At 36.3% G+C, this 13393-nt stretch carries 13 protein-coding genes; 11 read left to right on the top strand and 2 right to left on the bottom strand.

Features of this window, described 5'->3' with window-relative positions; genetic code table 11:
• Nucleotides 1-119: 119 nt before the first annotated feature.
• The 3 genes from mnmG to ACJJVW_RS07025 all read left to right on the top strand — a co-directional run bounded on the left by mnmG (nucleotide 120) and on the right by ACJJVW_RS07025 (nucleotide 3981).
• Complete coding sequence (gene mnmG / locus ACJJVW_RS07035; RefSeq protein ID WP_405251170.1) at nucleotides 120-1997, top strand: tRNA uridine-5-carboxymethylaminomethyl(34) synthesis enzyme MnmG; 1878 nt, start codon at nucleotides 120-122, stop codon at nucleotides 1995-1997.
• 37 nt (nucleotides 1998-2034) lie between these two features.
• The gene (locus tag ACJJVW_RS07030) at nucleotides 2035-2868 is read left to right on the top strand and encodes a class I SAM-dependent methyltransferase (RefSeq protein WP_405251168.1); all 834 of its coding nucleotides are present in this window, start codon (nucleotides 2035-2037) and stop codon (nucleotides 2866-2868) included.
• Between the two features lie 594 nt (nucleotides 2869-3462).
• Entirely contained in the window at nucleotides 3463-3981 is a 519-nt protein-coding gene (locus tag ACJJVW_RS07025) for an OmpH family outer membrane protein (RefSeq protein WP_239057571.1), read from the top strand.
• A 337-nt stretch (nucleotides 3982-4318) separates the two neighbouring features.
• On the opposite strand, the gene ACJJVW_RS07020 is transcribed toward ACJJVW_RS07025, so the two are convergent.
• A complete protein-coding gene (locus ACJJVW_RS07020) occupies nucleotides 4319-5467 on the bottom strand; it encodes an ATP-binding protein (protein WP_405253069.1) in 1149 nt (382 codons plus the stop codon).
• 74 nt (nucleotides 5468-5541) lie between these two features.
• Between ACJJVW_RS07020 and ACJJVW_RS07015 the strand changes: the two genes are divergently transcribed.
• From ACJJVW_RS07015 to ACJJVW_RS06990, 6 genes are all read left to right on the top strand, one after another.
• Entirely contained in the window at nucleotides 5542-6729 is a 1188-nt protein-coding gene (locus tag ACJJVW_RS07015) for a phosphoglycerate kinase (RefSeq protein WP_405221655.1), read from the top strand.
• A gap of 139 nt (nucleotides 6730-6868) precedes the next feature.
• Nucleotides 6869-8491, top strand: coding sequence for a lytic transglycosylase domain-containing protein (locus ACJJVW_RS07010; protein WP_298323404.1), 1623 nt, complete (start codon nucleotides 6869-6871; stop codon nucleotides 8489-8491).
• 7 nt (nucleotides 8492-8498) lie between these two features.
• Nucleotides 8499-8996: a hypothetical protein gene (locus tag ACJJVW_RS07005; protein WP_339846154.1), complete on the top strand. Its 498-nt coding sequence runs from the start codon at nucleotides 8499-8501 to the stop codon at nucleotides 8994-8996.
• 17 nt (nucleotides 8997-9013) lie between these two features.
• Entirely contained in the window at nucleotides 9014-9985 is a 972-nt protein-coding gene (locus ACJJVW_RS07000) for a DUF4837 family protein (RefSeq protein ID WP_405221662.1), read from the top strand.
• Nucleotides 9986-10021: 36 nt separating this feature from the next.
• Entirely contained in the window at nucleotides 10022-10267 is a 246-nt protein-coding gene (locus tag ACJJVW_RS06995; RefSeq protein WP_298323410.1) for a hypothetical protein, read from the top strand.
• 3 nt (nucleotides 10268-10270) lie between these two features.
• Nucleotides 10271-10567, top strand: coding sequence for a type II toxin-antitoxin system RelE/ParE family toxin (locus ACJJVW_RS06990; protein ID WP_405221668.1), 297 nt, complete (start codon nucleotides 10271-10273; stop codon nucleotides 10565-10567).
• Nucleotides 10568-10656: 89 nt separating this feature from the next.
• On the opposite strand, the gene tatA is transcribed toward ACJJVW_RS06990, so the two are convergent.
• A complete protein-coding gene (tatA, locus tag ACJJVW_RS06985; protein ID WP_013750675.1) occupies nucleotides 10657-10845 on the bottom strand; it encodes a twin-arginine translocase TatA/TatE family subunit in 189 nt (62 codons plus the stop codon).
• A gap of 163 nt (nucleotides 10846-11008) precedes the next feature.
• Between tatA and ACJJVW_RS06980 the strand changes: the two genes are divergently transcribed.
• Together ACJJVW_RS06980 and ACJJVW_RS06975 are read left to right on the top strand one after the other, a co-directional pair.
• Entirely contained in the window at nucleotides 11009-11875 is an 867-nt protein-coding gene (locus ACJJVW_RS06980) for a M23 family metallopeptidase (RefSeq protein ID WP_144782555.1), read from the top strand.
• Nucleotides 11875-13365 (top strand): GH3 auxin-responsive promoter family protein, encoded by a 1491-nt coding sequence (locus tag ACJJVW_RS06975; protein WP_405251167.1) that lies wholly within the window; start codon nucleotides 11875-11877, stop codon nucleotides 13363-13365. Before ACJJVW_RS06980 ends, ACJJVW_RS06975 begins: the two co-directional genes overlap by 1 nt.
• The last annotated feature ends 28 nt before the right edge of the window (nucleotides 13366-13393 follow it).

The following is a 13393-nucleotide window of genomic DNA, read 5'->3' as shown; positions in this document are numbered from 1 at the left end:
TGTGTTAGAGAGAATTAAAGGCTGTATCTTTGCACGCCTTTAAAAGAATATATATAACGCTTTCGCGAAAGCGTAACTTCTCTTAGAGATATTAATATTTTAATGTTCCACGTGAAACAATGAGTCTATTTCAAGATACATACGATGTTATAGTAGTAGGTGCTGGCCATGCTGGTTGTGAGGCTGCCGCTGCTGCTGCAAATATGGGGAGTTCTACACTTCTTATAACTATGAACCTACAAACCATTGCCCAAATGAGTTGTAATCCTGCTATGGGAGGAATCGCAAAAGGGCAAATAGTAAGAGAGATTGATGCACTAGGAGGATATAGCGGTATCGTATCTGATAAGACAGCAATTCAATTCAAGATGCTTAACAAATCTAAGGGTCCTGCAATGTGGTCTCCACGTGTGCAATCTGATAGAATGAGATTTGCAGAGGAGTGGAGAATGAAGCTTGAGGGAACTAAGAATCTTGATTTTTATCAAGAGATGGTGAGCGGCCTTATTGTAGAAAATGATAAAGTAGTTGGCGTAAAAACCTCTCTTGGAATAGAAGTAAGAGGAAGATCCGTAGTACTAACTAATGGTACTTTTTTAAATGGATTAATCCACATAGGAGACAAACAATTTGGTGGAGGTAGAGCAGGTGAAAGAGCAGCTACAGGAATTACAGAACAGCTAGCGGGATTTGGATTTGAATCTGGAAGAATGAAAACGGGAACACCTCCACGAGTGGATGGTAGATCGTTAGATTTTTCTAAGATGATTATTCAGCCTGGTGATGAAGTTCCAGAGAAGTTTAGTTATAGTAAAGAAACAAGTCCGCTTACACATCAGCGTCCTTGTCATATGAGTTATACTTCACTAGAAGTGCATGATATATTGAGAGAAGGTTTTGATCGCTCGCCTATGTTTAATGGTCGAATTAAATCTCTTGGACCAAGATATTGTCCGTCTATTGAAGACAAGATTAACCGTTTTGCAGATAAGGATAGACATCAATTATTTATAGAGCCAGAAGGGTGGAATACATGTGAGATCTATGTAAATGGATTCTCAACATCACTTCCAGAAGATGTCCAGTTTAAGGCTTTAAAGTCTGTAGCTGGTTTTGAAAATGTAAAATTCTTCCGTCCGGGATATGCTATCGAGTATGATTATTTTCCGCCTACACAGTTAAAGCATACGCTAGAAACTAAGCTTGTAAGCGGACTGTATTTTGCTGGACAAATTAATGGAACCACTGGATATGAAGAAGCAGCCTCTCAAGGATTAATGGCTGGTATGAATGCACACCTTAAGGTGCATGAGAAAGATCCTTTCATGCTCAAAAGAGATGAAGCGTATATAGGGGTTCTTATAGATGATCTAATCACAAAAGGTACAGAAGAGCCGTATAGGATGTTTACTTCTCGTGCTGAGTATAGAACACTGTTGCGTCAAGATAATGCAGATGAGCGTCTCACGCCTATGTCAAATGCCGTAGGTTTAGCCTCTGAGGAACGTCTTGTTACAATGGAAAAGAAGCAAGCGGAATCTAATGATCTTGTTAAGTTTTTTGAAGATACAAGTATTCTTCCTGAAGAAGTAAATGATATACTAGAGGAGAGAGGATCTTCTCCTATGAGACAATCTGATAAAATGTTTAAAGTATTTTCTAGACCCCAAATCACGCTTGATGATATGAAGGGCTTTGAGAAAGTAGCTGCATATATTGAGGAGAAAGATCTTGATCGTGATGTATTAGAACAGGCAGAAATTAAAGTGAAGTACGCTGGTTACATTGCAAAGGAAAAAGCAAATGCAGATAAGTTACAGCGATTAGAAAATATTAAAATCCCAGAAGGTTTTGATTATACAAAATTGAAGTCGCTGTCTTTTGAAGCAAGGGAAAAGTTATCTAAAATTAGGCCAACTACAATTTCTCAAGCATCAAGAGTGAGTGGAGTTTCTCCTTCAGATATAAGTGTAATGTTAGTTTATATGGGACGATAATTTTTAAATAGTATACGTTCCACGTGAAACAAAGTTGATGAAAGAAGATTTTAAAGTAAGAGATCATTCGGTAAGTGGAGAAGAATTTACACTAAAGTATGATAAGAAGTACCACATGTATTTCACAAATCCTAAGCCGGATATTTCTAAGCTTCCTTCATATTATGAAAGTGAAGATTATATATCTCACACAGATGGAAAACGAACTTTATTTGAAATCGCATATCAAACTATAAAAGGAATCACGCTTTCGCGAAAGCAAAAACTCTTAAAAAAGTTTCATCCTGACCAAGGTTCTGTTTTAGACATAGGAGCTGGAACTGGGGATTTTTTGGAATTTCTATCTAAAAGAAAATGGAATGTAAAAGGAGTAGAGCCAAATGCTAAAGCTAAAAAGCTTGCTCAACATAAAGGACTCGATATTTATAACACTATCGATGAAGTAGGAGGGGAATTATACGATGTGATAACTATGTGGCATGTGTTAGAACATGTTTACGATTTACAAGAGCAAATAGCATGGTTAAAAAAGCAACTAGCAAAAAATGGAACTGTATTTATTGCCGTTCCTAATTTTGAATCTTATGATGCTAGTTATTATAAATCATATTGGGCAGCTTTTGATGTGCCAAGACATTTATACCATTTTTCAGAAACTGCTATAAAAAGACTTTTTGCAGAACAAGATTTACAATTAGTAAAAACACTACCTATGAAATTTGATTCCTTTTACGTGAGTCTTCTTTCAGAAAAGTATAAAAGTGGTAAAATGAATTTCTTCACTGCATTTGTAACTGGATTCAAGTCAAATCGTAAAGCAAAGCAGTCTGGAGGTTATTCATCTCATATTTATGTCCTAAAACACGCTTAAATTGCAAATAAGCGCTTTTAAGGGCTTATGAGTACGAATGCCTTAAATGTATATGGCTAAATGCTGAAACCGCTTAAAAACAGTGTTTATAGGCTTCGTTTTTAATAAGATTTTATTATTAATTCTCTTTTTGGTCATTACTTTTTCTTATGATGGCTTATTCCAATCAATTTTGACCTTTTTATATTTAATCTGGGATTGAGAATTTGGTTTTCAAAGTTTCTGCTAAAAATGCATTTAGTTGTAAAATGTTCCACGTGGAATATTTTCAATTAATAATTTCATTTTTAAATCACACGATTACTATCCCCTGTAATGTGTTTATCAATCTTCCTGATTATTTCACTTCTGCTTTCAATTTTAATGCTTTCAGTATATCGTATTTATTAATTAAGAATTACTTCTTTATTTTAAATTGTAGCGTTCTCAATTAATTCTCTAAGTGTAGGTTTCAAAAGATTCAAGTTTTAGTGAATTATCGAGGACTTTAAGTCTATTTATATTTATTTGAGAATCAAAATGGAAATAGACATGATTTTAATTAAGTTTTAATGGATTCTACCTATTTTCGCATCAAATAATCAAAATAACACAATGAAAAAAATAGGAATGCTACTTGTTACTGCTATGATGGCTGTAGCTTGTCAAACAGAGAAAACTGGTTTTGTAGATACTGAAGAGTTACTTACAGAATATGCAGAGCTTAAAAGCGCAAAGGATCGTTTTACAAAGCAAAATGACGAAATCATGGGCGAATTAGAGCTTAAGATTAAGTCTTACCAAATCAAAGAAGACCTGTTTAGAAAAAACGGACCCTCTATGTCACGTAAAAAACAAGAAGAAACTTATAACGAACTAGGAGCAGAGGCACAACAATTACAACAAGAACGCCAGGCAAGAATAGGTCAACTACAAGTAGAAAGCCAGAAAGTAATAGACTCACTTATTACAAAAGTTAAGGATAAAGTAAAGGCTTACGGAAAGACAAATGGGTACTCTTATATCTATGGATCTAACGATGCTGGAAGTGTTCTTTATGGTAAAGATGAATTGAATCTTACAGAAGCAATTCTTACAGAAATGAATGGAGAATATGCTCCGAAAGAAGACTAAACACTAGTGTTTAAAATAGCTTTTAAAGCGATGAGAAATCATCGCTTTTTTTTTGCCCGTTTTTGATGATTTTTCTCGTCAATAAATGACGAGATAAAACCATGAAATCGACATGATTTTCATCAATATAATCAAGCTTATTTAAATAAGATTTCACCAACCAAATGGTACTGCTTAGCGGGATAGAAACCGTGCCGGTAGATTATATAGTCTTTAAGTGTTGTCGTTTAGTAAAAGATCTGTGCTCATCTGAGCATATAGATAGCGTACACTATTGTTTATTTATCTAAAAATATATTTAGTTTAGGCTAAATATAGACGTAACTATTTGATATGATCAGCTCTTACGATGTAAAAATCGAGTTAATTTAATTGAGAGATCTGTCAAGATTATTTTTGCATTTCCATTACGTTCTATGTGATATGAAGCGTCTTGTATGGCTTCTACTATAGGAAATATATTATTATTGTGAACAAACGGAGCAAATTTTGAGAGATCAAAACCGGTCTCTGGTTCCATAAAAACAAGATCATTTGCCTTGTAATTTTTAAGCAAAGCTTGACGAAAAAATTGTACGCAATAAGCCAGGAAATTCTTTTGAGTTTCGCGACCAGATTTTGCTATGATTTCGCTCCACTCCATGAGCCCTAAAACGGCCTCTTTTTTACCCTTTGCTTGGAAGGCTGTACGCACCCAAGTAACAAACCATTTTTCAAACTGAATATCATCACCATCGTGATGCAATAAATGCATCGCTTGCTGGTAATCTCCTTGTGCTTGATGAGCTATTTTATGAGCTTCGGCATCTGGAGTTTTATGATGAGTAATTAAAGCATCGGCAATTTGTGGTTCGCTTAATCTTGGGAAATGCAATACTTGGCATCTTGACTTTATCGTGTCTATAATGCTATCCTCATTTTCAGAAATGAGAATAAATAAAGTTTTTGCTGGAGGTTCCTCTAGTAGTTTGAGAAGTTTATTTGATCCAGCAGTATTCATTTTATCAACTGCCCAAATGATCATTACTTTATAACCACCTTCATATGACTTTAAAGCGAGAGCTTTATTAATTTCAGAAGCTTCATCTACACCTATCTGTCCTTGTTTTTTTTCAATACCAAGATGCTGGTGCCATTCAAAGAGATCTCCATATGGGTTTTCTGTAATAAACGAGCGCCACTCTCTCATAAAATTATTAGAGACAGGATGGCTTTTTACTTCGGGAGTAGTTGCTACAGGAAAAGCAAAGTGCAAATCCGGATGCGATAAGTGTTCAAACTTTAAATTACAAGCTTGAGATCCTCCCTCATTTTCGCCTTGAGCGTTATTACATAAAATATATTGTGCATAAGCAATAGCCATGGGTAAAACCCCTGTGCCAGATAAACCTATAAAAAGTTGAGCATGAGCAATACGCCCTGCATCAACACTTGTTGTGAGATGATTTTTAATAAAATCTTGCCCGATAACGTTTGAAAACAGCATAGCGTCAAATATAAAGGAATCACTGCATTTTTTATCCTCTGTATCTATTATATTTGTTAGCAAAACCAATGAAAATGATCACAGTAGACGACTTTAATTTTGAGAATAAGAAAGCATTAATTCGCGTAGATTTTAATGTTCCCCTTGATGAGAATGGTAATGTTACCGATACTACAAGAATTGAGGCTGCAAAACCTACAATCTTGAAAGTATTAGAAGATGGAGGATCTGCTATCCTTATGTCTCATTTAGGTCGACCTAAAAACAAAGAAGAGGAGTTTTCTCTCTCTCAGATTTGTAAAACAGTTTCTGAAGTCATTGGTGTAGAAGTAAACTTTGTGGAGGATTGTGTAGGTGCAAAAGCTACAGAGGCTGCATCTAACCTTGAAATGGGTAAAATATTACTACTAGAAAACCTTCGTTACTACAGCGAAGAAACAGCTGGTGATGTAGACTTTGCAAAGCAATTAAGTGAGCTAGGAGATATTTATGTAAATGATGCATTTGGTACCGCACACCGTGCGCATGCTTCTACTACTATCATTGCTCAATTCTTTCCTGAAGCAAAATGCTATGGTTATTTACTAGCAAAAGAAATAGAGAGTCTTGATCGCGTGCTTAATAACAGCGAGAAGCCTGTACTAGCTATTCTTGGTGGGTCTAAAGTATCTTCAAAAATTACAGTTATTGAGAATATCCTAGATAAAGTAGATGAGATGATCATAGGTGGAGGTATGGCTTTTACCTTCATTAAAGCACAAGGAGGTACCATAGGAGACTCTATTTGTGAAGATGATAAAATGGAGCTTGCGCTTGATATTCTTAAACAAGCCAAAGAAAAAGGAGTACAGATTCACATACCAGTAGATGTTATTGCTGCAGATGATTTCTCAAACGATGCAAATACAAAGGTGTGCGATATCATGCATATAGAAGATGGATGGCAAGGCCTTGACGCAGGACCAAAATCTCGCGAACTTTTTGACGAAGTAGCAAAGCGTGCAAAAACTATTTTATGGAATGGACCATTAGGAGTTTTTGAGATGGAAACATTTGCAGGAGGAACTATTGCACTAGGTCATAGTATTGCTGCAGCTACAAAGGATGGCGCGTTCTCACTAGTAGGAGGTGGAGATAGTGTTGCGGCTGTAAAGCAATTTGGTTTTGATACAAAAGTAAGCTACGTATCTACTGGAGGTGGTGCAATGCTTGAGATGCTGGAAGGTAAAACACTACCAGGTATAGCTGCTATACAAGAATAATTTATAAAACATCAATTAATAAGACCACCTCTTGAGGTGGTCTTATTATTTATGTACCTAACAGAAGTTGTGCTGGCTAGAAGTTATATTTCCTCTCTTTAAAACCATACGATTTTCCCGTATCTTTCGTTCCTTGACTATGACTCAAATGCAACATAATTTTAAAATATCCCTAGTAGCTTCTATACTCTTGTTTTCCGCTTTCGCGAAAGCGCAAGACACCCTCTCATATGAGGCTTATAAACAGAAAGCTCCGGTAATAAAAGAAGATAAAAAACCGGCACTCCAAAGAGATACTATCAAAGTAGTAGATACTGTCATTACCAATACAATCTCTCAAGATTTACCTCAAGTATTACTAGATACACAAGTAAGAGATTCTATAACGTTCAACTTACCAGATAACCCTCAGGCAGCACTTATAGATATGCGCTGGCGTAAGGAACTGGCAAGAATGGATCTATTTGATTCTATAAATAATATACGTGAAAGCCACACGTACCAACCTGAAGTAAACTTAGAACTTCCTACAGACACACTAAAAAAACGCCTTGCCGAAATAAATGCGCGTACTCCATTTAACGTGGAGTATAACCCGTCGCTAGAAAGCGTTATTAATCGCTACTTAAAGCGTCACAAACCAGCTATGGAGAAGCTTATGGCCGTGAGCCAGTTTTACTTCCCTATGTTTGAGGAGCGTCTCGATAAATATGACATCCCTCTAGAGATGAAATATCTCGCCATTGTAGAAAGTGCACTGCGTCCAAGAGCAAAATCTAGAGTAGGAGCAACGGGATTATGGCAATTTATGTTTGCAACGGGTAAAATGTTTAACCTTGAAGTAAACAGCTATGTAGATGATCGCATGGATCCTATTGCAGCAACAGAGGCTGCTTGTGCTTACCTATCACAACTCTATGACATTCATGGAGATTGGGATCTGGCACTGGCTTCTTATAACTCTGGTCCAGGAAATGTGTCTAAAGCAATAAGACGTTCTGGAGGTGCTACAAATTACTGGAATATTAGAAAGAATTTACCTAGAGAAACCGCTGGTTATGTACCTGCGTTTCTAGCCACCATGTATCTTTTTGAATATGCAGATGAGCATGGATACACACCAGAAAAAGCACCTATAAATTACTTTGCAACAGATACCATTCACATAAAACAAAGTATCGCACTAGATCAGGTTTCTAGTATTGTAGGTATTCCTTTGGAGATTGTTCAATTTCTAAATCCGCAGTATAAATTGGATATTATTCCGGTGGTTAAGGATAAGAAATATTACGTGCGACTTCCTATCGAGAGTGTGGGTAAATTTGTGCAGAATGAACAGGCTATTTACGCTTTCGCGAAAGCTGAACTAGACAAACGTGAAAAACCATTACCAGAAGTACTTACAGCAAGCTCTCAGGTTAGATACCGAGTGCGTAGCGGTGATTATCTAGGAAAGATAGCAAGCAAATACGGAGTAGGTGTAAGCCAAATCAAGAAGTGGAATAACCTACGATCAAATGCTCTTAAAATAGGGCAGCGATTAACTATTTACCCAAGAAAACCTGTTACCAATAGCAGTACAAGTAGTAGCTCAAAAACGGTTTCATTAAAGGGAAAGAAAACGTATACTGTTCAAAATGGTGACTCACTCTGGAAAATTGCAAATAAGTTTCCTGGAGTAAGCATTGATAATATTAAAGTTTGGAATGATATTAGTAGTAGTAAACTGAAGCCAGGAATGAAACTACGTGTTTCTAAATAAATCAATTATGAAAAAGTTACTTCTTTCATTAAGCTTATGCTTTACAGCAGTACTTGCTGCACAAGAAGTAACCCTTAAACCGTATAATGCTACGGCATATACTGTAGTAAATAGTGAGGGAAATGAAAAAAGAATTATAAAAAATCCTGTTTATACGTACTTGATAGATAATTATAAAGCCATTTCAGACAAGGAAATTCTTCCACCTAATGGTGGCGGAGATTGTGGATTTACACAAACTTTTGAAAATGGAATCGTTTATACAAAACGCAATTGTGGCGATGCATTACTTGCAACTGGAGAAGTACTAACGATATCAAACCCTAATAGAGAATCTGTGCTGTTGTGGGTAGAGTCGGTTAATAAGATTTTTGGAGATTATGGTCAGAATCATTGGAACTTTGACCTTACAGAATACAGACCTACCGATAATATATTAGGCGGATTTTTTACAATTAAGAGAGATATAGATTACACCACGGTCCTTGTGATGTCTGGATGTTAATCATTAATAATAGCAATATGATAAAAAGAATATTTTTAAGTATAGTAACAGCATCCTTACTTTTTTCTTGTGGGGATAATGATGGTAAACGCATTTTAAGCCAGTCTGTAGGTAATATTAACAACGTTAAGGTGATTGTGACCAAAGCGCAATGGCAAGGAGCTATAGGAGACGCGCTACGCGACGTGCTGGCAGATCCGGTGTATGGATTACCACGTGAGGAGCCTAAGTTTTCTATAGATCAGATTCCGCCAGAGGCTTTCAGTGATTTTTTACTTAAGAATAGAATTTATTTGCAAATAAAACCAGCAGATAGTGCTTCTTTAACTATTGTAAAAGATAAGTATGCACGCCCACAAACAGGAGTAATTGTTACTGGAAGTAGCCACACACAAATTGCAAATCTTATTATTGATAATGAGGAACGTATTGTAACTGCTTTTAAAGAACAAGAGCTAGTTGCAAATCAAAGTCGAATTAAAAAGGCACTGAAGAAAACAGATTCTTTACAAAAGGTATTTGGAGTAAGACTTAACTTTCCTAACGCATATCGATATGCAGAACAGAAAGCAGATTTCTTCTGGATGCGCAAAGAGCTTAAGCGCAGCGGTAACATGAATATCACAGTGTACGAGGTGCCGCTAGAAGCAATTGATAAGGATACCTTAACAATCAAGAACATTATACGCATGCGTGATTCTATAGGTGGAAAGAAAATACCAGTAGATGACGGTCGCTTTATTACAGAACGTGCTTTCTCACCATACTTACAAGAAACAGAGATAGATGGAAAACTAGCTTATGAGACTAAAGGAACATGGGAAGTAGACGGTCGTTATATGGCTGGACCTTTTGTAAACTATGCCGTAAGAGATGAAAAAAATGGAAGATACTTGATATTAGAAGGTTTTATATTCTCCCCATCACAAGACCAGCGTGATAATATGTTTGAGCTTGAGAGTATCTTGAAGAGTGCAAGGTTGAGGTAGAAACGTTATCTTTATTATGTTGTTAAACAGTATATTATGGGAGCACTAGAGTTACGAGAAGAAGTTTTAAAAAAAGTGCAAGATGCAGATGAGCGTTTACTTGCAATGATAAATGCGCTAGCAATAAGCTATCAAGAATCTGAAGTAATTGCTTATACCGTGGAGGGAGAACCTTTGAGTAGAGAACAATACAAACAAGAGCTACAGGAGGCAAAATCAGAATATAAACGAGGAGAGTATACAGCTGTTGATGATTTTAAGAAAGAAATAAAGGATTGGTAATTGATGCTTAATACTGTCTGGACCAATACAGCAAAAAGAGATTTAAAGCAAATTTACAATTACATAAAGAATGTAAAGAAATCACCACAAGGCGCTCTAAATGTGGTTAATGATATTATCGAGGCAAGTGAAACTATTATTTACTTTGAGCAATATCAAAAGGATGAAATTAATAATACCTTTAGAAGGATTATAATAAGACATTATAAAATAGTGTATGATAGAGAAGGTGATGACATTGTTATTTTAAGAGTCTTTAGTACATATCAAAACCCTAGTAGATTGATAAATGACTTTTAGAAATTATGCTTTCGCGAAAGGTGATACACATAAAAAAACCGCATAACTTTAAGAGCTATGCGGTTTTTCTATATAAGAAAGAGCGAGTATTACTTCTTCTCTTCTATCATATCGTCTTCTTCGTCCTTAGACGCTTTCTTAAATTCTTTGATACCGCCACCTAAGCCGCGCATCATTTCAGGGATTTTCTTACCTCCAAAAAGTAATAAAACAACTAATACAATAAGTCCTATTTGCCAAGGGCCTACCATTCCTAAAAATATTGCTAAAAAATTCATCTTCATCTGTTTTAGAAAAACAAAGATAGTAAGAAAACAGACATACGAGCGTTAAAGTGATAAAAAGGACTTAATTGGCGTTGAGTGGTTATCGCAATCCAATTTTCGCGAAAGCGTAAAGACATCAATTATCTCATATCTAAAAAGTATATTTGTATCTCAAATGGCAGAAAAAAAAGAGAAGAAAAAAAAGATTGCAAAAAAGCTACTGCACAAGTATCGCTTAGTTATTCTCAATGAAGATACTTTTGAGGAGCGTATTTCTTTTAAACTCACACGACTCAATGTGTTTATTCTAGTAGGTATATCTGCTATTATTCTTATTGCACTTACCACTTTACTTATCGCATTTACACCATTAAGGGAATATATTCCTGGTTACTCAAGCACAAAACTCAAGCGCAATGCGACGCTACTCGTTGCAAAAACAGATTCTATAGAAAATGCAATTAGAGTAAATGAGCAATACTACTCTTCTATACGTAGAGTATTGAGTGGTGATGTAGAAGAGCTAGAATTTGATAGAGATTCTATACGCGATGCCGTATTTAATGATGAAGAAATATATGTGCTTCCTAGTAGAGAAGATAGCTTACTAAGGCAAACAGTAGAGCAGGAAGACAAGTACAATGTGTTTGATAAAGCTATTGAGGATACAGATTTCTCACTGTTTCCTCCAGTAAAAGGAACCATATCATCTGCATATAATGCTAGTCAAAAACACTTTGCAGTAGACATTGTAACTGTAAAAGATGCTCCTGTAAAAGCCGCAGCAGATGGAACTGTGATTTTTGCCGAGTGGACTGCAGAGACAGGTCATGTACTTATAATAAACCATGGTAAAAATCTTATTACCGTATATAAACACAATGCTTCTCTCAATAAATCACAAGGAGCCTTGGTTCAAGCAGGAGAAGTTATTGCCACGGTGGGTAATACAGGTGAGTATAGTACTGGACCACACTTACATTTTGAGTTGTGGAGTAATGGGTACCCTATAAATCCGACTAATTTTATAGATTTTAACTAATGTCGATAAAGTCTTTTGGAGCAAAAATTTTTGCGTCGTACATACAGCGAAGTATAAAAAAATGGGCAGACAACCCTATTGAGACTCAGCACAAGGTTTTTGAGAGTCTTATAGATGCTGCTCAGTATACGACTTTTGGTAATGATCACCGTTTTGATACAATAAAGTCACATGCAGATTTTGTAAAGCAAGTTCCCATAAGAGATTATGAAGACTTGCGCTACTATGTAGATAAAATGGTCGCTGGAGAACCAGATATACTCTGGCCAGGTAAACCTCTTTACTTTGCAAAAACTTCTGGAACTACTTCTGGAGTAAAGTACATTCCGCTTACAAAAGACAGCATGAAAACACACCCTAACAGTGCGCGTAATGCAATTCTTTCTTACATCGCAGAGACAGGAAATACAGACTTTGTAGATGGTAAGATGATTTTTTTACAAGGAAGCCCAGAGATGACCGAAAAGAATGGCATCAAACTAGGCCGCCTTTCTGGTATTGTCGCACACTATGTGCCTAATTACCTACAGAAGAATAGGCTTCCTAGTCTGGAGACTAATTGTATAGAAGACTGGGAACAAAAGGTAGATGCGATTGTAGCTGAAACTATAGATCAAGATATGACACTCATAGGAGGGATTCCTCCGTGGGTACAGATGTATTATGAACGTCTTATCCAGAAAAGTGGTAAAACGGTGGGAGAGCTCTTTAAAAACTATCAGTTATTTGTGTACGGAGGCGTAAATTACGAGCCTTACCGTCGCAAGTTAGAGGATCTTATAGGTAGAAGCGTAGACAGCATTGAGTTATATCCAGCGAGTGAAGGTTTTTTTGCCTTTCAAGATACGCAAACAGAGAAAGGAATGCTGTTGCAACTAGACAACGGTATCTTTTACGAGTTTGTAAAAGCAGATGAGTTTTTTAATGAAAACCCAACCAGAATAACGCTTAAGGATGTAAAGCTTGACGTAAATTACGTAATGATCATCTCTACCACGGCAGGTTTATGGGCATATAACATAGGAGATACCGTAATGTTTACGAGTCTCAAACCATATCGCATTATGGTTTCCGGGAGAATCAAGCACTTTATTTCGGCTTTTGGAGAGCATGTGATAGGTAAAGAGGTAGAGCAGGCCATGCTTGAAGCTTCGGCCGGAACAGATATTAAAGTGACAGAGTTTACGGTAGCACCTCAAGTAGCACCTCAAGAAGGATTACCTTATCATGAGTGGTTTATAGAATTTGAAAATGAGGGGAGTGGTGATTTACACGCTTTCGCGAAAGCGTTAGATTCCTCACTACAAGCTCAAAACTCATACTACCTAGACCTAATCACAGGAAAGGTACTCCAGCCATTAAAAATCACCAAGGTGGTAAAAGATGGCTTCAATAATTACATGAAATCACAAGGAAAGTTAGGTGGTCAAAATAAAATTCCACGTCTTTCAAACGATCGAAAGATTGCCGATCTATTGCAATCAAAATAGTATTTAATAGGTAAGCTGGCGATGAAAT

The organism is Dokdonia sp. Asnod3-C12, assembly GCF_045063975.1.
Lineage (GTDB): Bacteria > Bacteroidota > Bacteroidia > Flavobacteriales > Flavobacteriaceae > Dokdonia.
This window is presented reverse-complemented; position numbering and strand designations above follow the sequence as displayed.

Bases quoted from the DNA above. Each gene is read 5' to 3' on its own strand.
- ACJJVW_RS07010 (WP_298323404.1), top strand. From the start codon at position 6,869: ATGACTCAAATGCAACATAATTTTAAAATATCCCTAGTAGCTTCTATA.
- ACJJVW_RS07005 (WP_339846154.1), top strand. From the start codon at position 8,499: ATGAAAAAGTTACTTCTTTCATTAAGCTTATGCTTTACAGCAGTACTT.
- ACJJVW_RS06980 (WP_144782555.1), top strand. From the start codon at position 11,009: ATGGCAGAAAAAAAAGAGAAGAAAAAAAAGATTGCAAAAAAGCTACTG.
- ACJJVW_RS07030 (WP_405251168.1), top strand. From the start codon at position 2,035: ATGAAAGAAGATTTTAAAGTAAGAGATCATTCGGTAAGTGGAGAAGAA.
- mnmG (WP_405251170.1), top strand. From the start codon at position 120: ATGAGTCTATTTCAAGATACATACGATGTTATAGTAGTAGGTGCTGGC.
- ACJJVW_RS06990 (WP_405221668.1), top strand. From the start codon at position 10,271: ATGCTTAATACTGTCTGGACCAATACAGCAAAAAGAGATTTAAAGCAA.
- ACJJVW_RS07015 (WP_405221655.1), top strand. From the start codon at position 5,542: ATGATCACAGTAGACGACTTTAATTTTGAGAATAAGAAAGCATTAATT.
- ACJJVW_RS07020 (WP_405253069.1), bottom strand. From the start codon at position 5,467: ATGCTGTTTTCAAACGTTATCGGGCAAGATTTTATTAAAAATCATCTC.
- ACJJVW_RS07000 (WP_405221662.1), top strand. From the start codon at position 9,014: ATGATAAAAAGAATATTTTTAAGTATAGTAACAGCATCCTTACTTTTT.
- ACJJVW_RS07025 (WP_239057571.1), top strand. From the start codon at position 3,463: ATGAAAAAAATAGGAATGCTACTTGTTACTGCTATGATGGCTGTAGCT.
- ACJJVW_RS06975 (WP_405251167.1), top strand. From the start codon at position 11,875: ATGTCGATAAAGTCTTTTGGAGCAAAAATTTTTGCGTCGTACATACAG.
- tatA (WP_013750675.1), bottom strand. From the start codon at position 10,845: ATGAATTTTTTAGCAATATTTTTAGGAATGGTAGGCCCTTGGCAAATA.
- ACJJVW_RS06995 (WP_298323410.1), top strand. From the start codon at position 10,022: ATGGGAGCACTAGAGTTACGAGAAGAAGTTTTAAAAAAAGTGCAAGAT.